This window comes from Cellulomonas phragmiteti, assembly GCF_016862775.1.
GTDB classification, from domain to species: Bacteria; Actinomycetota; Actinomycetes; order Actinomycetales; family Cellulomonadaceae; genus Cellulomonas; species Cellulomonas phragmiteti.
The window spans coordinates 116,691-135,425 of the sequence record NZ_BONP01000010.1; the positions used below are offsets into that span (position 1 = coordinate 116,691).

The 18,735-nt window shown below is 74.5% G+C and carries 16 protein-coding genes; 13 read left to right on the forward strand and 3 right to left on the reverse strand.

What is annotated here, in order from left to right; translation table 11 throughout:
* Window positions 1-8: 8 nt before the first annotated feature.
* On the reverse strand, window positions 9-1,067 hold the full coding sequence (locus Cph01nite_RS10420) for a sodium-dependent bicarbonate transport family permease (protein WP_203673893.1): 1,059 nt from the start codon (window positions 1,065-1,067) through the stop codon (window positions 9-11).
* 127 nt (window positions 1,068-1,194) lie between these two features.
* On the opposite strand from Cph01nite_RS10420, the gene Cph01nite_RS10425 reads away from it, so the two are divergent.
* The 8 genes from Cph01nite_RS10425 to gdhA all read left to right on the forward strand — a co-directional run bounded on the left by Cph01nite_RS10425 (window position 1,195) and on the right by gdhA (window position 12,474).
* Window positions 1,195-1,479 carry a helix-turn-helix transcriptional regulator gene (locus Cph01nite_RS10425; protein WP_239069182.1) on the forward strand — a complete coding sequence of 95 codons (285 nt, stop codon included), beginning with the start codon at window positions 1,195-1,197 and terminating at the stop codon, window positions 1,477-1,479.
* A gap of 187 nt (window positions 1,480-1,666) precedes the next feature.
* Window positions 1,667-4,066 (forward strand): phosphoribosylformylglycinamidine synthase subunit PurL, encoded by a 2,400-nt coding sequence (purL, locus tag Cph01nite_RS10430; RefSeq protein ID WP_203673895.1) that lies wholly within the window; start codon window positions 1,667-1,669, stop codon window positions 4,064-4,066.
* 77 nt (window positions 4,067-4,143) lie between these two features.
* The gene (locus tag Cph01nite_RS10435; RefSeq protein WP_203673897.1) at window positions 4,144-5,634 is read left to right on the forward strand and encodes an RNB domain-containing ribonuclease; all 1,491 of its coding nucleotides are present in this window, start codon (window positions 4,144-4,146) and stop codon (window positions 5,632-5,634) included.
* A 34-nt stretch (window positions 5,635-5,668) separates the two neighbouring features.
* Window positions 5,669-6,469 (forward strand): M15 family metallopeptidase, encoded by an 801-nt coding sequence (locus tag Cph01nite_RS10440; RefSeq protein WP_203673899.1) that lies wholly within the window; start codon window positions 5,669-5,671, stop codon window positions 6,467-6,469.
* 74 nt (window positions 6,470-6,543) lie between these two features.
* Window positions 6,544-7,587: a ribosome small subunit-dependent GTPase A gene (gene rsgA / locus Cph01nite_RS10445; RefSeq protein ID WP_203673901.1), complete on the forward strand. Its 1,044-nt coding sequence runs from the start codon at window positions 6,544-6,546 to the stop codon at window positions 7,585-7,587.
* A gap of 200 nt (window positions 7,588-7,787) precedes the next feature.
* Window positions 7,788-9,176, forward strand: coding sequence for a glycoside hydrolase family 6 protein (locus tag Cph01nite_RS10450; protein ID WP_203673903.1), 1,389 nt, complete (start codon window positions 7,788-7,790; stop codon window positions 9,174-9,176).
* A gap of 310 nt (window positions 9,177-9,486) precedes the next feature.
* Window positions 9,487-10,941, forward strand: coding sequence for a glycoside hydrolase family 6 protein (locus Cph01nite_RS10455; RefSeq protein ID WP_203673905.1), 1,455 nt, complete (start codon window positions 9,487-9,489; stop codon window positions 10,939-10,941).
* 195 nt (window positions 10,942-11,136) lie between these two features.
* Window positions 11,137-12,474 carry an NADP-specific glutamate dehydrogenase gene (gene gdhA / locus Cph01nite_RS10460; RefSeq protein ID WP_203673907.1) on the forward strand — a complete coding sequence of 446 codons (1,338 nt, stop codon included), beginning with the start codon at window positions 11,137-11,139 and terminating at the stop codon, window positions 12,472-12,474.
* Window positions 12,475-12,541: 67 nt separating this feature from the next.
* On the opposite strand, the gene trpS is transcribed toward gdhA, so the two are convergent.
* The gene (gene trpS, locus Cph01nite_RS10465; RefSeq protein WP_203673909.1) at window positions 12,542-13,603 is read right to left on the reverse strand and encodes a tryptophan--tRNA ligase; all 1,062 of its coding nucleotides are present in this window, start codon (window positions 13,601-13,603) and stop codon (window positions 12,542-12,544) included.
* Window positions 13,604-13,842: 239 nt separating this feature from the next.
* Between trpS and Cph01nite_RS10470 the strand changes: the two genes are divergently transcribed.
* The 4 genes from Cph01nite_RS10470 to purM are packed head-to-tail and all read left to right on the forward strand — an operon-like array spanning window position 13,843 to window position 17,358.
* Window positions 13,843-14,220 (forward strand): sterol carrier family protein, encoded by a 378-nt coding sequence (locus tag Cph01nite_RS10470; RefSeq protein ID WP_203673911.1) that lies wholly within the window; start codon window positions 13,843-13,845, stop codon window positions 14,218-14,220.
* Window positions 14,221-14,234: 14 nt separating this feature from the next.
* Window positions 14,235-14,642: a histidine kinase gene (locus tag Cph01nite_RS10475; RefSeq protein ID WP_203673913.1), complete on the forward strand. Its 408-nt coding sequence runs from the start codon at window positions 14,235-14,237 to the stop codon at window positions 14,640-14,642.
* A 50-nt stretch (window positions 14,643-14,692) separates the two neighbouring features.
* A complete protein-coding gene (purF, locus tag Cph01nite_RS10480) occupies window positions 14,693-16,240 on the forward strand; it encodes an amidophosphoribosyltransferase (RefSeq protein WP_203673915.1) in 1,548 nt (515 codons plus the stop codon).
* Complete coding sequence (gene purM, locus Cph01nite_RS10485) at window positions 16,237-17,358, forward strand: phosphoribosylformylglycinamidine cyclo-ligase (protein WP_203673917.1); 1,122 nt, start codon at window positions 16,237-16,239, stop codon at window positions 17,356-17,358. Before purF ends, purM begins: the two co-directional genes overlap by 4 nt.
* 151 nt (window positions 17,359-17,509) lie before the next feature.
* Here the strand turns inward: purM and Cph01nite_RS10490 are convergent, their stop codons facing one another.
* The gene (locus Cph01nite_RS10490; protein ID WP_203673919.1) at window positions 17,510-17,716 is read right to left on the reverse strand and encodes a DUF3073 domain-containing protein; all 207 of its coding nucleotides are present in this window, start codon (window positions 17,714-17,716) and stop codon (window positions 17,510-17,512) included.
* A gap of 670 nt (window positions 17,717-18,386) precedes the next feature.
* On the opposite strand from Cph01nite_RS10490, the gene Cph01nite_RS10495 reads away from it, so the two are divergent.
* On the forward strand, window positions 18,387-18,602 hold the full coding sequence (locus tag Cph01nite_RS10495) for a BldC family transcriptional regulator (protein ID WP_203673921.1): 216 nt from the start codon (window positions 18,387-18,389) through the stop codon (window positions 18,600-18,602).
* The last annotated feature ends 133 nt before the right edge of the window (window positions 18,603-18,735 follow it).

The window sequence follows — 18,735 nt, forward strand, 5'->3', positions numbered from 1 at the left end:
CTCCTTCGTCAGCCGACCAGGGCCCGGGCGGCCGCGTGGTAGAGGGGGATGCCGATCACGATGTTGAAGGGGAACGTCACGGCGAGCGCCATGGTGAAGTACCGCGACGGCCGCGCCTCGGGGATGGCGTAGCGCACGACGGCGGGGACGACGATGTAGGACCCGCTCGCCGCGAGCACCGCGAGCAGGGCGAGGTCGCCGACCGAGAGGCCGGCGACGGTGCCGAGCGCCAGGGCGAGCGTCGCGCCGACGAGCGGCATCCCGATGGCGAACCCGACGAGGAACGGGCCGACGTCGCGGGCCTCCCGGAGCTGACGTGCCACGAGCAGCCCCATCTCGAGCAGGAAGAACGCGAGCAGGCCCGTGAACACCCCGTCCACGAACGGCGCCATCGCCCGGCCGCCCGTCGGCCCTGACGCGGCACCGACCACGAGCGACCCGATGAGCACCAGGTGGGCGCCGTCGGTGAACGCCTCGTGCAGGATCGCCCTCATCGACATCGGGGGTGTCGGCACCGGGTGGCCCGCCGTCACCCCGGACGCGGTGGGCGGCTGGGGCGGGCCGTGGACGCCGGCCAGGACCGTCGCCTGCTCGGTGACGTGGCGCCGGGCGCGGGCCCAGGTGGCCAGCAGCACGGCCATGATGATGGCGGGCGACTCCATGAGGACCAGCGCCACGGTGAGGTACCCGCCGGGGGCGTCGCCGCGCGCGGTGAGGAACTGGGTCCCGGCGATGAAGGTCACCGCACTGACCGACCCGTACGTGGCGGCGATGGCCGCGGCGTCGAAGTGGTCGATGCGTCGGCGCAGCACGACGAACCCGAGGGCGGGGATCGCCAGGGCCAGGACGACCCCGATCGCGACCACGCGGACGGCGGCGTCCGTGACGCCGGTCTGGCCGAGGGCCTGCCCGCCCTTGAAGCCGATCGCCATGAGCAGGTAGAGCGAGAGGAACTTGGCGACCGGGGCGGGGATCTCCAGGTTCGACCGGACCGCCCCGACCAGCAGGCCGACGAAGAAGAACAGGATCGCCGGGTCCGTGAGGTTGCCGACCATGCTGAGGTCCACCGGGTCTCCCAAAAGGCGTCTCGACCGTGGTGCGAGGGCCGACCCCCCGCAACATCGGTAGGAGAATACCGGTAGTACAGTACCGCCGTGAGGGTGAGCCGTGTCACGCCGCGCTAGGGTGCTGCGGGTGGTCGGGAGCGAGCGTGCGTGGACCTTCCTCAGCAACCACGGTCACGTCCTGGTGCTGGTGGCCCGGGAGCCCGGCATCCTGCTCAGCGAGCTGAGCCAGCGGGTCGGCATCACCGAGCGCGCCGCGCGCAGCATCCTGCGGGACCTGGAGGGCGCCGGCTACCTCAGCCGCAGCAGGGTGGGGCGCCGCAACCGGTACGAGGTGCACGCGGACGGCCCCCTGCGTCACCCCGAGGAGTCGACCGCGCTCGTGAGCGACCTCCTGCAGATCTTCCCCCGGTAGGCCGGGTCGCCCCCGGGACCGCGAGAAGGCGAGGGGGTGCGGGAGGCGCTCGGCGCCCCGTCACCGTGGACGCCGGATCCGGGCGACCGGCCCGCGCCGGTACGCTGACCTGCGTCTGCCGACCTGCGGCGCGGGACCCGCGCGGGCGAGCCGCCCGGAGAGGACCCGGCCTCCATCGAGGGAACCGATGACCACCGCACCTGCGCGCCCCGACGTCCCGTCCGCCCCGCACACGTCCGACACCGTCGAGCACGCCGCGGCCACGCCCGAGCTGGACCAGCCGTACGCCGAGCTCGGCCTCAAGCCGGACGAGTACCAGCGGATCCGCGACATCCTCGACCGCCGCCCCACCGCGGCCGAGCTCGCCATGTACTCGGTCATGTGGTCCGAGCACTGCTCCTACAAGTCGTCGAAGACGCACCTGCGGCAGTTCGGCGACAAGACGACCCCCGCGATGCGCGAGCACCTGCTGGTCGGCATCGGCGAGAACGCCGGCGTCGTGGACATCGGAGACGGCTGGGCGGTGACGTTCAAGGTCGAGTCGCACAACCACCCGTCGTACGTCGAGCCGTACCAGGGGGCCGCGACGGGCGTCGGCGGCATCGTGCGCGACATCATCTCGATGGGCGCGCGGCCCGTGGCCGTCATGGACCAGCTGCGGTTCGGCGCCCCGGAGCACCCGGACACCGCGCGCGTCGTGCACGGCGTGGTGGCGGGCGTCGGTGGCTACGGCAACAGCCTGGGCCTGCCGAACATCGGCGGCGAGCTCGTGTTCGACTCCTGCTACCAGGGCAACCCCCTGGTCAACGCGCTGTGCCTGGGGGTGCTGCGGCACGAGGACATCCACCTTGCCAACGCCTCGGGCGTCGGCAACAAGGTCGTGCTGTTCGGCGCGCGCACCGGCGGCGACGGCATCGGTGGCGCGTCGATCCTGGCGTCGGAGACGTTCGACGACACCAAGCCGTCCAAGCGCCCGAGCGTGCAGGTCGGCGACCCGTTCATGGAGAAGGTGCTCATCGAGTGCTGCCTCGAGCTGTACGCGGCCCGCGTCGTCGAGGGCATCCAGGACCTGGGCGCCGCCGGCATCTCCTGCGCGACGAGCGAACTGGCGTCCAACGGCGACGGCGGCATGCACGTCGACCTCGAGAACGTGCTGCTGCGCGACCCGTCGCTGACGGCCGGCGAGATCCTCATGTCGGAGTCGCAGGAGCGGATGATGGCGGTCGTCAGCCCCGCCAAGCTCGACGAGTTCCTCGCGATCACCCGCAAGTGGGACGTCGAGACGGCCGTGATCGGTGAGGTCACCGGCACCGGTCGCCTGACGATCGACCACTTCGGCCAGCGGATCGTGGACGTCGACCCGAAGACCGTCGCGCACGAGGGCCCCGTCTACGACCGCCCCTACGCGCGGCCCGCGTGGCAGGACGCCCTCGTCGCGGACTCCGTCAGCACCCCGCAGGGTGCGCAGCGGTACGCGCGCCCGGCGGGCGCCGACGAGCTGCGCGCGACGCTGCTGGCGCTGCTCGCCTCGCCCAACCTCGCCTCGCCCGCGTGGGTCACGGACCAGTACGACCGGTTCGTGCAGGGCAACACCGCGCTCGCGCAGCCCGACGACTCGGGCGTCGTGCGCGTCGACGAGACGACGGGCCTGGGCGTGGCCCTGGCGACCGACGCCAACGGCCGCTACACCAAGCTCGACCCGTACACGGGTGCGCAGCTCGCGCTCGCGGAGGCCTACCGCAACGTCGCCACCGTCGGCGCCCGGCCGATGGCCGTGACGGACTGCCTCAACTTCGGCAGCCCCGAGCACCCCGACACTATGTGGCAGCTCGTCGAGGCGATCCGGGGCCTGGCGGACGCGTGCCAGACGCTCGAGGTGCCCGTGACCGGCGGCAACGTGTCGCTCTACAACGGCACGGGGGAGCCCGGCCAGATCGACTCGGCGATCCACCCGACGCCCGTCGTCGGCGTGCTCGGCGTGCTCGACGACGTGGCGGACGCCGTGCCCTCGGGCTGGACCGCGCCCGGGCAGGCCGTGTACCTGCTCGGCACGACGCGTGCCGAGCTCGACGGCTCCGCGTGGGCCGAGGTCGCGCACGGCCACCTCGGCGGCGTGCCGCCGCGCGTGGACCTCGACGCCGAGCGCCGCCTCGCGCAGGTGCTGGTCGCCGCCGCGCGCGACGAGCTCGTCGACGCCGCGCACGACCTGTCCGAGGGTGGGCTCGCGCTCGCGCTCGTCGAGTCGTCCCTGCGGTACGGCGTCGGGGTGCAGGTCTCGCTCGACGCGCTGTGCGAGCGCGACGGGCTGACCCCGTTCGAGGCCCTGTTCTCCGAGTCGCAGGCCCGCGCGATCGTGGCCGTCCCGCGCTCGGAGGAGGTCCGGCTGATCGACCTGTGCACCGCGCGCGGCGTCCCGGCGCTGCGCCTGGGGGAGACGGCCGAGACCTGCACGCCCGGCGCGGGCACGCCCGCCGACGACACCGACCACGCGCACGCCGCCGCGGTCGAGGTGCGCGGGCTGTTCACGCTGCCCCTGACCGAGGCGCGCGAGGTGTGGGAGGCGACGCTGCCGCGCCTGTTCGCCTGACGGCGGCGTCGCGGGTCCGGGTCGTCGGGAGCGTCCCCGGGCAGGTCGCGCGCGCACGGGACGCCTACAGTCGTCCCGTGCCCGGTCGCCCCGTCCGTCTCCCCGGCTCCTCCGACGACGCCACGGCCGCCTCGGTGGCGGACGGGCTCGACGCGCTGCGCGCCGAGGTCGAGCTGCCCGTGGACTACCCGGCGGACGCGCTCGCGGAGGCGGACGCCGCCGCCCGGCGTCCCGCCGACGCGCCGCACGCGCCCGGGCGTCGCGCGGACCGCACCGACGTGCCGCTGGTGACGGTCGACCCCGTCGGGTCGACCGACCTCGACCAGGCCGTGCACGTCGAGCGCCGCGGCACCGGGTGGCGCGTGCGGTACGCGATCGCCGACGTCGCCGCGTTCGTCGTCCCCGGCGGGGCGCTCGACGCCGAGACCCACCGCCGCGGCCTGACCTGCTACAGCCCCGACGGTCGCGTCCCGCTGCACCCGACCGTGCTCTCCGAGGGCGCGGCCAGCCTGCTCCCCGACCAGGTGCGACCCGCCGTGCTGTGGCAGATCGACCTCGACGCGGACGGCGAGCCGCTCGACGTGCACGTCGAGCGGGCACTGGTGCGCAGCCGGGCCCAGCTGTCCTACGCCCAGGTGCAGGACGCGCTGGACGCGGGCACGGCCGACGACCTGCTGCGCGGCCTGGCCGAGGTCGGCCGGCTGCGGGACGCGCGGGAGCGGGCGCGCGGCGGGGCGTCCCTCGACGTCCCCGAGCAGGAGGTCGTGCGGGCCGACGACGGCACGTACGACCTGCGGTTCCGGGCCACGCTGCCCGTCGAGGGCTGGAACGCGCAGATCTCGCTGCTCACGGGCATCGTCGCCGCACGGCTGATGCTCGACGCGGGTGCGGGCGTGGTCCGCACGCTGCCGCCGGCCGACCGTCGGGACGTCGCGCGGCTGCGGCGCACGGCCGCGGCCCTGGGGATCGACTGGCCCGACGACCTGCCGTACCCCGACCTCCTCGCGCGGCTCGACTCCCGGCGGGGCACCCACGCGGCGTTCCTGCGCGAGGCGACCACCCTCTTCCGCGGAGCGGGCTACCGCGCGTTCGGCGCCGCCGACGCGCCGGCCCCCGCGGGTGACGACGCCGAGCACGCGGCGATCCGTGCGCCGTACGCGCACGTCACCGCGCCGCTGCGCCGGCTCGTCGACCGGTACGGCACCGAGGTCTGCCTCGCGGCCGTCGCGGGACGTGCCGTGCCCGGCTGGGTGCACGACGCGCTGCCCGACCTGCCGGCGACCATGACGCGCACGGGGCGCCGCGTGGCGGCGTTCGACCGCGGCGCCCTCGACCTGGTCGAGGCCGTCGTGCTCGCGCCTCGGGTCGGCGAGAGGTTCACGGGCGTGGTCGTCGACGCCGACGAGCCGCGCGACGGGCGGGTGCGCGGCGCGCTGCAGCTGCGGGACCCGGCGGTCGTGGCACCCGTGACGTCCGCGGCGGGCGGGCTGCCGCTCGGGGGGACGGTCGACGTTCGGCTGGACGAGGTGTCCGTGGCACACCGACGGGTGACCTTCGTCGCCGGCTGACCGGTTCGTCCTGATTCGCCCTACGATCGCGGCTATGAGACCCCGTCCGTGGCGCAGCGTCGTCGTCGCCGTCCTGGCGCTCGTCGCGGTCGTCGCCGTGGGCGGGGCGGCCACGGGCCTGTGGGGCATGCTGTCGGGCAGCGAGGCGTCCCAGTTCCGGGGGCTGACGGAGTCGGTGCCCTGGGACGAGGCGATCTCGGCACCGACGATCGCCCCGCGTGCCACCCCCGAGCCGACGTTCGACCTGCAGCAGCACTCGACGAGCGACCCGGCGAGCCCGTGGGTGATCGTCAACAAGCAGCACCCCGTGGCCGAGGAGTACGAGCCGACCGACCTGGTCGACGTGGACGGGGTCCGGGTGCGGGCCGCCGTCGAGCCGGACCTGCGGGCGATGGTCGACGCGGCGGGGGCCGCGGGTGCGCGGCTGGTCGTGCGCAGCGGGTTCCGGTCGTACGCGGAGCAGGCGGCGGGCCGCGCCGCGATCGAGGCGCGTCGCGGGTTCGCGCACGCCGAGCGGTACTCCGCCCGCCCCGGGTTCTCGGAGCACCAGACGGGTCTCGCGGTCGACCTCGACTCCGGCTCGGAGCCGGGCTGCAACCTGCAGACCTGCTTCACCCGGACCACCGAGGGGGTGTGGCTCGCCGAGCACGCCTGGGAGTTCGGGTTCGTCGTGCGGTACACCGAGGCCAACACCGCCGTCACGGGGTACGCCCCCGAGGGCTGGCACCTGCGGTGGGTCGGGCGCGAGCTCACCGCGCACCTGCACGCCGAGGGCATCGGCTCGCTCGAGGAGGCGTTCGGCGTCGTCGGCGGCCCGGAGTACGTGGGCGGCTGACGCCTCCGGTGCCACCGGGGACGGCACCGGAAATCCCGTCGCCGCGGGTGCGGGGGCCGTCCTACCGTCGCCGGGTGACCACGTCCGACGCACCGCACCCCGACGCCGGGGCGCTCCTGCGCGCCCGCGTCGTGCGCGCGGACCGCGGCGCGCTGCACGTCGTGCCCGACGACGACCTCGGCGCGGACGCCGTGCGCGCGGAGCTGCCGCGCGACGGGCTGCTGCCGCTGCCGGACGGCACGCGCGTGCCGGCCACCGTGGGGGACGTCGTCGACGTGCGTCCCGGCGACCCGGCGCACGTGACGGCCCTGCACGCCCGGCGCACCGCCGTCGTCCGGGACTCGGCGGGACGCACGTCGCTCGAGCAGGTGGTCGCGGCGAACGTCGACGTCGTCCTGGTCGTCGAGCACCTGGACCCCGACCCGGACCTCGGGCGGGTCGAGCGCCTGCTGACGCTCGCGTGGCGGTCCGGGGCCCGGCCCGTCGTGGTCCTCACCAAGGCCGACCTGGTGCCGGACCCCGACGGCATGGCGGCGGAGGTCGCGCAGGTCGCGATCGGTGTCGACGTGCACGCGGTGAGCGTCGTGGACGGCACGGGGCTGGACCCGGTGCGGGCCCTGCTCGCGCCGGGGGTCGCGCTCGTGGCGGTCGGCCCGTCGGGTGCCGGCAAGTCGAGCCTCGTCAACGCCCTCGCGGGTCGGGACGTCATGGCGACGGGCGGGCGACGGGCCGACGGGCGGGGACGGCACACCACGACGCACCGTGAGCTGGTGCCCCTCGCCGGCGGCGCGGTGCTCGTCGACACCCCGGGCGTGCGCGGCGTGGGGCTGGTCGCCGCACCCGACGCGCTGGACACGACGTTCGCCGACGTCACGGACCTCGCGGCGCGCTGCCGGTTCGCCGACTGCGCGCACGTCGCCGAGCCCGGGTGCGCCGTGCGGGAGGCGGTCGAGAGCGGCGAGCTGCCCGAGCGCCGCCTGGCGAGCTGGCGCAAGCTCGCGCGGGAGGCCGCGTACGCGGCACGGCGGTCGGACGCCCGCCTGGCGGCCGAGGAGCGGGCGCGGTGGCGGCGCGTGATGCGCGACCGTCACCGGCAGGTGCGCCACCAGGCGCCGTGAGGGTGCTCCCGTAAGCGGTTCGACACCGGCTCGGAACGATACGAATCGATTAGGGCCCGGCGTCCGCTCGCCAGCGGGCGCCACGGTCGGATGTGATCAGCGAGTCGTCCGAGACGGCGTCGCCGCCGACACGTCCCCCGAGCTCCGGCGGCGGGGTCCGTCGCGCGACGCGCAGCAGCCGACCGATCCGAGGAGTACCCATGTCCCCCCGCACGATGGCGGCACCAGCCGCCCGGCGCACGATCGTCGCCGCCCTCGCGGCGACCGCCGTGGCCGCCACCGGACTCACCGCACTGGCCACGGCGGCGAACGCCGCCCCCGGGTGCCGCGTCGACTACGCCGTCAGCAGCCAGTGGTCCGGCGGCTTCGGTGCCAACGTCACCGTCACCAACCTCGGCGACCCCCTGTCGTCCTGGGACCTGCGCTGGACCTTCCCGAACGGCCAGTCGATCCAGCAGCTGTGGAACGGCACGGTCTCGCAGTCCGGCGCGCAGGTCTCGGTGCGCAACGTGGCCTGGAACGGCAGCCTGGGCACCAACGCCAGCGCGCAGCTGGGCTTCAACGGCTCGTGGAGCGGGGCGAACGGCGTCCCGACGTCGTTCACGCTCAACGGCACCACCTGCACCGGTGCGGTGACGCAGCCGACGACTCAGCCGACCACCCAGCCCACGACGCAGCCCACCACGCAGCCGACGTCGCAGCCCACCACGCAGCCGACGACCCAGCCCACGACGCCGCCGGTGACCAGCGGCGACTTCTACGTCGACCCGCAGACCGCCGCGTACGCCGCGTGGCAGGCCGCGTCCGGCAACGACAAGGTGCTGCTCGCCAAGATCGCGCAGACGCCGCAGGCGCTGTGGATCGGTGACTGGGCGACCGCCCAGGCCACGCAGGAGCAGGTGCGGGACTACACCGGCCGCGCGCGCGCCGCCGGCAAGACGGCCCAGATCGTCGTCTACGCGATCCCGGGCCGTGACTGCGGCTCGTACTCCGGCGGCGGCGTCTCGACGTCCGAGTACGCGCGCTGGATCGACACCGTGGCCGCCGGCATCCAGGGCAACCCCTGGGTGATCCTCGAGCCCGACGCGCTCGCCCAGCTCGGCGACTGCAACGGCCAGGGGGACCGCGTCGGCTTCCTCCAGTACGCCGCGAAGGCGCTGACCGCCCGGGGTGCGCGGGTCTACATCGACGCGGGCAACTCGGCGTGGCTGTCGGCCTCCGAGGCCGCCAACCGCCTCAACCGGGTCGGGTTCAGCGACGCGGTCGGCTTCGCGCTCAACGTGTCGAACTACCGGACGACGGCCGAGGCGAAGGCGTACGGCCAGGAGGTCTCGCGCCTCACCGGCGGCAAGCGGTTCGTCATCGACACGTCCCGCAACGGCAACGGCGCGACGGGCAGCGAGTGGTGCAACCCCAGCGGGCGCGCCCTCGGCGACCGGCCGACCCGGGTCAACGACGGCAGCGGTCTGGACGCGCTGCTGTGGGTCAAGCGCCCCGGCGAGTCGGACGGCACCTGCAACGGCGGCCCGACGGCCGGCGCCTGGTGGCAGGCCATGGCACTGGAGCTGGCCCGCAACGCCCGGTGGTGACCCACCGCCCCGGTCGGTGACGCGTCGGTGACGGCGCCACCGGCCGGAGCGGGGGCGCGACGCACCGACGCGCGCGCCCGACGAGGCCGCGGGAACGCCCGGACGGGGGCGCGCCCGCGGCCTCGGCCGTTCCGTGACGAATCGATTAGGGATTGGCTGAGCGCTCGCCACCGGGCACCGGCACCAGGTGTGATCGAAGGGTCGTTCGGGGACGGCGTCGACGAGGACGCCTCCCCGGGCGCGTCGGCCGGTGCCTGTCGCCCTGACGCGCCCCCGACCGACCCGACCGACCCCGACCCGAGGAGAGTCCATGTCGTCCCGCACAACGGTGGCGTCCGCCACCCGGCGCAAGGTCGTCGCGGCCGTCGCCGCAGGCGCGGTCGTGGCCGCAGGTGTCACCGCGCTGACGTCGAGCGTGGCGCAGGCCGCGCCCGGCTGCCGCGTCGACTACGCCGTGACCAGCCAGTGGCCCGGCGGCTTCGGAGCCGCCGTGACCGTCACCAACCTCGGTGACCCCCTGTCGTCCTGGGACCTGCGCTGGGCGTTCCCCAGCGGCCAGGGCATCCAGCAGCTGTGGAACGGCGTCGTCACGACGTCCGGCTCGAACGTCACGGTCACCAACGCGCCGTGGAACGGCGCGGTGGGCACGGGCGCGAGCGTCCAGGTGGGCTTCAACGGGTCCTGGAGCGGCAGCAACGGCGTCCCGACGTCGTTCACGCTCAACGGCACCGCGTGCACCGGTGAGGTCGGCGGTCCCACGCCGGAGCCGACGGTGGAGCCCACGCCGGAGCCGACCGTGGAGCCGACGCCCGAGCCGACCGTGGAGCCCACGCCGGAGCCGACCGTGGAGCCCACGCCGGAGCCGACCGTGGAGCCCACCCCCGAGCCGACGCCGGAGCCCACACCCGGCCCGACGCCGGGCACCGGTGCCTTCCACGTCGACACCACCAACCAGGCGTACCGCGCCTGGCAGGCCGCCTCGGGCACCGACAAGGCGCTGCTCGAGAAGATCGCGCTGACGCCGCAGGCCTACTGGGTGGGCAACTGGAACGACGCGCAGCACGCCCAGCAGGAGGTCCGCGACATCACCGGTGCCGCGCAGGCGTCGGGCGCGACCGCCCTGCTGGTGGTCTACGCGATCCCGGGCCGTGACTGCGGCTCGTACTCCGGCGGCGGTGTCGGCGAGTCCGAGTACGCGCAGTGGATCGACACGGTCGCCGCCGGCATCCAGGGCAACCCCTGGGTCGTCCTCGAGCCCGACGCCCTCGCGCAGCTGGGCGACTGCGACGGCCAGGGCGACCGCGTCGGCTTCCTGCAGTACGCCGCCAGGGCGCTGACCGCGCAGGGCGCCCGCGTCTACATCGACGCCGGGCACTCCGCCTGGCTGTCGGCCTCCGAGGCCGCCAACCGCCTCAACCGCATCGGGTTCACCGACGCCGTGGGCTTCGCGCTCAACGTGTCGAACTACCGCACGACGGCCGAGAGCAGGGCCTACGGCCAGGAGATCTCCCGTCTGACGGGCGGGAAGACCTTCGTCATCGACACGTCGCGCAACGGCAACGGCCCCAGCGGCTCGCAGTGGTGCAACCCGAGCGGTCGCGCGCTCGGTGAGCGTCCCACCCTCGTGAACGACGGCAGCGGGCTCGACGCGCTGCTGTGGATCAAGCTGCCCGGCGAGTCGGACGGCACCTGCAACGGCGGCCCGCAGGCGGGAGCCTGGTGGCAGGCGATGGCGCTGGAGCTGGCACGCAACGCCGCGTGGTGACGCGGCAGCGCTGACGACGCGCAGCGCAAGGACGACGAGGCCGTGGGCACCCCGGGCGGGGTGCCCACGGCCTCGTCGCACGTGGTGGCGGTCCGGGGCGACGGGCCCACGAGCCGGACGCCGTGCACGGGCGCCGCAGGGCGGGCCTAGGCTCGACCGGTTTCCCGTCCTCGCTGAGCAGAGCGGAGCCGACCCATGCAGGTACAGCTGGAGCGCGTCCTCGAGCAGGTCCTCGCGCGCAATCCCGGTGAACGCGAGTTCCACCAGGCCGTGACCGAGGTGTTCGAGAGCCTGGGACCCGTCCTGGAACGCAACCCCCAGTACGTCGACGCCGCGGTGCTCGAGCGGCTGTGCGAGCCCGAGCGGCAGATCATCTTCCGAGTGCCGTGGGTCGACGACGCGGGCCAGGTGCGCATCAACCGGGGGTTCCGCGTCGAGTTCAACTCGGCGCTCGGCCCGTTCAAGGGCGGCCTGCGGTTCCACCCGTCGGTGTACCTGGGGATCGTCAAGTTCCTGGGATTCGAGCAGGTCTTCAAGAACTCGCTGACCGGCATGCCCATCGGCGGGGCCAAGGGCGGCTCGGACTTCGACCCGCGAGGTCGCTCCGCCGGCGAGGTCATGCGCTTCTGCCAGTCCTTCATGACCGAGCTGTACCGGCACATCGGCGAGTACACCGACGTGCCGGCCGGTGACATCGGCGTCGGCGGCCGTGAGATCGGCTGGCTGTTCGGGCAGTACAAGCGCATCACCAACCGCTACGAGTCCGGCGTCATCACCGGCAAGGGCGTGACGTGGGGCGGCTCGCTCGTGCGCACCGAGGCCACGGGCTACGGCACCGTGCTGTTCGCCGAGCGCATGCTCGCCACGCGCGGCCTGGGCCTGGACGGCATGCGCGTCGTGGTGTCCGGGTCCGGCAACGTCGCGATCCACGCGATCGAGAAGGCGCAGGCGCTCGGCGGCCACGTCGTCGCGTGCTCGGACTCCCTCGGGTACGTCGTCGACGAGGCGGGCATCGACCTGGAGGTCCTGCGCCAGGTGCGGGACGTCGAGCGGCTGCCCGTCGAGCAGTACGCGGCGCGGCGCAGCGGCGCCCACTACGTGCCGTCCGCCCGGGTGTGGCAGGTGGACGCCCAGGTCGCGCTCCCGTGCGCCACGCAGAACGAGCTGGACGAGACCGACGTCAAGCGGCTCGTCGAGTCCGGCCTGCTCGCCGTCGCGGAGGGGGCGAACATGCCGACGACCCCCGAGGCCGTCGCGCTGCTGCAGTCCGCGGGCGTCCTGTACGCGCCGGGCAAGGCCGCCAACGCCGGCGGCGTCGCCACGTCGGCGCTGGAGATGCAGCAGAACGCCAGCCGCGACGCCTGGTCGTTCGAGCACACCGAGGAGCGCCTCGCCGGGATCATGGCGCGCATCCACGACAGCTGCGCGGAGACCGCCGAGGAGTACGGCGACCCGGGCAACTACGTCCTCGGTGCCAACATCGCGGGGTTCACCAAGGTCGCCGACGCGATGCTGGCGCTCGGCGTCGTCTGACCCCACCCCCGACGCGAGAGGGCGATCCGGCACAGGCGGGATCGCCCTCTCGCGTCCTGCGGTGTGCTCAGGCGGTCTGGCGCATGGCGACGCGGACCGTCGCGAGCGTGGCGTCCGCGATCGCGGTCGCCCGCTCGGCGCCGCGTGCCAGCACCTCGGTCACGACGTGCCGGTCGCGTGCCAGCTGCGCCCGGCGCGCGCGCAACGGCGCCAGGTGCGCGACCAGCGCGTCCGTGACGTACCGCTTGAGCGCCCCCGCGCCGCCGTCGCCGACCTCCTCCGCCAGGTCCTGCGGTGTCCGCCCCGACGCGAGCGCACCCAGCAGCAGCAGGTTCGCGACCTCCGGCCGTCGCTCCGGCTCGTACGTGATGGTCCGCTCGGCGTCCGTGCGTGCCGCGCGCAGGGCCGCGGCGGTCGCGTCGGCGTCCGCCCGCAGCTCGATCGCGTTGCCCCGGCTCTTGCTCATCTTGGCCCCGTCGGTGCCCAGGACGAGCGGCGCGTCCGACAGCAGCGCGCTCGGCTCGTCGAAGACGTGCCCGTACCGCCGGTTGAACCGGCGCGCGACGGTGCGGGTCAGCTCGAGGTGGGGGAGCTGGTCGCGCCCGACGGGCACCAGCGTGCCGTGCACCGACAGGACGTCCGCGGCCTGGTGCACCGGGTACGTCAGCAGCAGCCCCGACAGCGCGCGCCCTGACGCGGCCTGCTCGGCCTTGACCGTCGGGTTGCGGTCCAGCTCGGCCACCGGGACCAGCGACAGGAACGGCAGCATCAGCTGGTGCACCGCCGGTACCGCGGAGTGCGTGAAGATCGTCGTGGCGTCCGGGTCGAGGCCCGCCGCGAGGTAGTCGAGGACGACCTCGCGGACCGCGCCCGGCAGGTCGCCGGGATCGTCGCGGTCGGTGATCACCTGGTAGTCGGCCAGCACGACGATCGTCTCGACGCCGTGCCGCTGCAGCGCGACCCGCGTCGCGAGCGTGCCGAACAGGTGCCCCACGTGCAGGGCGCCCGTGGGGCGGTCCCCGGTGAGGACGCGGTAGGTCGTCGGGTCGCCCGCCAGCACGTCCTCGAGGGTGACGACGTCGGGGCGGGCGAGGTCGCGCGCGGTGCGTACGTCGAGGTCGGTGGGCATCGGTGCTCCTTCGGTGAGGAGCCGCCCGCACGACCGTGCGGGGACCTGACCTGGACCCGCCGAGCCGCGTGAGCAGCTCGGGGGTCGGTGACCTACGGCTGCGTCAGGGCAGCCACGACCAGGCGAGGTGGGCGCGGGTCGGGGTCACGGGGTGACCCTAGCGGGGCCGTCGGGACGGTGTCGACGGGCGCGCGGCGCGCGGCCGGACGTCGGCACCGTGGGTGGGGGAGGATGGGGACGTGCCACCGCGTCGCCGTACCGACCCCGCCGACGGACGGGCCGCGCTGCAGGCGTGGCGCGCCGACCCGCAGGGCGCAGCGACGCCCGTGCGCCGCACCGCCGTCAGGTTCACGCTCGAGGAGCTCGCCGACGTCGCGCCGGGCAACTCCGTCGAGGTGCGCGTGCCACCCGACGGGGCGGTGCAGGCCGTCGCGGGGCCCCGGCACACGCGCGGGACGCCGCCCAACGTCGTCGAGACGGACCCGGCCACGTGGCTCGCGCTCGCGGCCGGCGACGTGACCTGGGACGCGGCGGTGGCGTCGGGTCGCGTGCACGCGTCCGGCGAGCGGGCGGACCTGTCGCACCTGCTCCCGCTGCAGGCGGCGCGACCCCGCTGACCTAGGATCGGGGGGTGCCCGACGACCCCCGCCCCGCCGACGACCCCCGTCCCGACGGAGGGCCCGCCGCCGACCCCGGGGTGGCGGCGGCGACGCCCGACGAGGCCGAGCTGGCGCGTGTCGCGGTGCCGGCGGCGGTGCGCAGGGCACCCCGCTACGGCGCCTTCATGGTCGCGGGTGCGCTGGTGGGCATGGTCGTCGGCCTGGTCGTGGTGCTCGCCACGTCCGGGAGCAGCGGCGTGACCGGCGACGACGGCGGCGTCCTGCCGTTCCTCGGCGGGCAGAACGGCGTCCGGTGGGTGCTGGCCGTGGCGCTGGGCACCCTGGGCGTCTTCGCAGGCGGCGCGGTGGCGCTGGTCGCCGACCGGCGCAGCACGCGGCGTCGTCGGCCCGCCCCGCAGGACGGCCCGGCCGGCACCTGACGCGTGGACGTGGTGCGCGGGCTCGCGCACCGGTGTGCCACCATGGTGCCGTGGCCCCCCGCGCAGACGGACGTCTCAACCACGACCTTCTACCCGGCGAGAAAGGCCCGCAGGATGCCTGCGGCGTCTTCGGCGTCTGGGCACCCGGTGAAGAGGTGGCGAAGCTCACCTACTTCGGTCTCTACGCGTTGCAGCACCGCGGGCAGGAGTCCGCGGGCATCGCGACGTCGAACGGCTCGCAGCTGCTCGTCTACAAGGACATGGGGCTGGTGTCCCAGGTCTTCGACGAGACGGCGCTGAACGCGCTGCAGGGGCACATCGCGATCGGTCACGCGCGGTACTCCACGACCGGCGGCTCGACGTGGGAGAACGCGCAGCCGACGCTGGGTCCGACCGCGGCGGGTACCGTCGCGCTCGGCCACAACGGCAACCTCACCAACTCCGCCGAGCTGGTCGACCTCGTCGCCGAGCGGTACGGCAGCCAGCGCCGCGGCGAGCTCGCGCGCGGCAACACGACCGACACGGCGCTGATCACGGCGCTGCTCGCCGGCGACCCCGACCACACGCTCGAGGCGACGGCGCTCGAGGTGCTGCCGCGGCTGCGCGGTGCGTTCTGCCTGGTCTTCATGGACGAGCGCACGCTGTACGCGGCGCGCGACCCGCAGGGGGTGCGCCCCCTGGTGCTCGGTCGGCTCGAGCGCGGCTGGGTGGTCGCGTCCGAGACGTCGGCGCTGGACATCGTCGGGGCCTCGTACGTGCGCGAGGTCGAGCCGGGCGAGTTCATCGCGATCGACTCCGACGGGCTGCGCTCGACCCGTTTCGCGCCCATCGACCGCGCGGGCTGCGTCTTCGAGTACGTGTACCTGGCGCGCCCGGACACGACCATCAACGGTCGCTCGGTGCACGCGGCGCGCGTCGCGATGGGCCGCCGCCTGGCCGTCGAGCACCCGGTCGAGGCCGACCTGGTGATCCCGGTGCCGGAGTCCGGCACGCCGGCGGCCGTGGGCTACGCGGCCAAGTCGGGGATCCCGTTCGGCCAGGGGCTGACGAAGAACGCCTACGTGGGCCGCACCTTCATCCAGCCGTCGCAGACCCTGCGCCAGCTCGGGATCCGCCTCAAGCTCAACCCGCTCAAGGACGTGATCCGCGGCAAGCGCCTCGTGGTCGTCGACGACACGATCGTGCGCGGCAACACGCAGCGCGCCCTCGTGCGCATGCTGCGCGAGTCCGGAGCGGCGGAGGTCCACATCCGCATCACCGCGCCGCCGGTCAAGTGGCCCTGCTTCTACGGCATCGACTTCGCGTCCCGTGCCGAGCTCATCGCCAACGGCCTGGGGGTCGAGGAGATCGCCCGGTCGCTGGGCGCGGACTCGCTGGGCTACCTGTCCGAGGAGGGCATGATCGCCGCCACCGAGCAGCCTGCGTCGCAGCTGTGCACCGCCTGCTTCAGCGGGCACTACCCGATCGAGCTGCCGCCGTCGGAGCAGCTGGGCAAGCACCTGCTCGAGCAGAGCGAGCTGCCGCTCGGACAGCCGGAGGACGGTCTGCTGAGCATCGTCCCCGCGACCGGTGGCGCGACCGCGCTGGACCACCCGTGAGCGCCACGCAGCCGGTGACCTACGCGTCCGCCGGGGTCGACACCGAGGCCGGTGACCGGGCGGTCGAGCTGATGAAGGACGCCGTGCGCGCGACGCACGGGCCGCAGGTGCTCGGCGGCGTCGGCGGGTTCGCCGGCCTGTACGACGCGTCGGTCCTCACGCGCTACCGCCGCCCGCTGCTGGCGACGTCGACCGACGGCGTCGGCACCAAGGTCGCCATCGCGCAGGCGATGGACGTGCACGACACCATCGGGTTCGACCTCGTCGGGATGGTCGTCGACGACATCGTCGTGGTCGGCGCGCGGCCGCTGTTCATGACCGACTACATCGCGTGCGGCCGGGTCGTGCCTGAGCGCATCGCGGACGTCGTCCGGGGGATCGCGGCGGCGTGCGCCGTGGCCGGCACGGCGCTCGTGGGCGGGGAGACCGCGGAGCACCCGGGCCTGCTGGGCCCCGACGAGTACGACGTCGCGGGGGCGGCCACGGGTGTCGTCGAGGCGGACGAGCTGCTGGGTCCCGACCGCGTGCGTGCGGGTGACGTCCTGGTGGCGCTGGGCTCCTCGGGGCTGCACTCCAACGGGTACTCCCTGGTGCGGCGCGTCGTGCAGGTCGCCGGCTGGGGCCTGGACCGGCACGTGGACGAGCTCGGCCGGACCCTGGGCGCCGAGCTGCTGGAGCCGACCCGCGTCTACGCGGCCGACTGCCTGGCGCTCGTCGAGCTGCTCGGCCCCGACCGGGTCCACGTGTTCAGCCACGTCACGGGCGGTGGGCTGGCGGCGAACGTCGCGCGGGTCCTGCCCCCGGGCCTGGTCGCGGACGTCGACCGTGCGTCGTGGGTCCTGCCGCCGGTGTTCTCCCTCGTCCAGGGGCTGGGCGCGGTGCCGTGGAGCGACCTCGAGGGGACGCTCAACCTCGGGGTGGGCATGGTCGCGGTCGTGGCCGCCGACGTCGCGGACGACGTGCAGCGTGCGGCGCGCGACCACGGGATGCCGGCGTGGGTGCTGGGCGAGGTCCGCGAGGCCCGCGACGAGGACGCCACGGCGCCCGGGGTCGTCGCCGGGACCAAGGGCGTCCAGGGCGGCGCCGTGCGGCTGCACGGGGCGTACCGGGTGAGCTGATCGGCGACCGCCGGGCGCGACGACGCGTCGGGCGGACGCCACCGTGCCCTGACCCGGAGGGCTCCGCCCGGGTCAGGGCACGTGCGTGAGGGTGCAGATCTCCCGCGGCGGCGCGGCCGCGGGAATGCTCAGGGTGCGGCGCCTCGCGCCGTCACCGGTCGTCGTCGCCTGGCCAGCCCCAGCCGGGCGGGTCGTCGTCGTCCGTGCTCACCGCGCTGCGGCGGCTGTCCGTGACGACATCGTTGCGGCTGCGAGACGTGAGCTCCTGCTCGAGAGCTCGGTAGTTCGTGTCCGGGCTGAAGTACTTCAGCTCCCGGGCGACCTTCGTCTGCTTTGCCTTCTGACGGCCGCGCCCCATGGCATCGACCCCCTCTGACGTGGAAGCGGGGCGGCTCCGTGCTCACACGTGCGGCCCCGGGTGCTGTTGAGTCTGTTCGTGTCGCAACGGTACATGGTCGTGATCCATTCCGACCACCTGCGCCGGGTGGGGTAGGACACGTACGCCACGTGTGCGGCCCCGACATGACGCCCTGGTGGCGGTCCCGTGACTTGCCGGAGGTCCAGGAGGCGGCAGGAGCGTCGTCCGGCGCGGGACGGCCGGGTGAAATCTGAGAGGTCGATCACGCCTCGGCCGCTCGGCGGGGACCGGACGATTGCCCAGATCCGGCGCGTCCGCGCACGTCAGTGCGTCGAAGCGGGTCGATCGCCGACATCCGCGCTGGTCAGCCGTCTGCGCGCGCACTATCGGCCGGAAGGACGAAACTCCACGGGCCTCGGAGTCACCCGATCAGGCGACGGCCGGTCGGATTCCTCCGGGGATGTGTCCGGATTCGCACGGGTTTACGCTGAGGGCGTCGGGGACACCCCAACGGCGTGGTGACGGTTGCGACGCCAGGGGCAGGTGTCGGCGGAGACGCGGAGCGTCCTGGAGTTCCCGGTGTGTGTCAGCCACGCCGCACGCCGCGTGCCCCGCGGCGCACCGTGACCCGGACCGGCAGGACCGGGCCGCAGAACAAAGGAGGTACGCAGTGTCCACCACACACTCGTCACATGCAGAGTCCCTGCTGACGCCGTCGGAGGTGGCGACCCTGTTCCGGGTCGACCCGAAGACGGTCACCCGCTGGGCCAAGTCCGGCAAGCTGTCCTCGATCCGCACCCTCGGCGGTCACCGCCGTTACCGCGAGTCGGAGGTCCGGGAGCTGCTCGACGGCGTCCCGCAGCCGAGGACGACGACCCAGTCCTGACGTCCACCCCCGGCGCTGGTCGGCCGGACGTGTTGCGCGCACCGCGGGGGAGTGCGCGAGACGCCGACGACACGGCTGCGGAGGTCCACGGACGTGGGCGCTGGACGGCCTCACGGCACCGACGACGACGGCC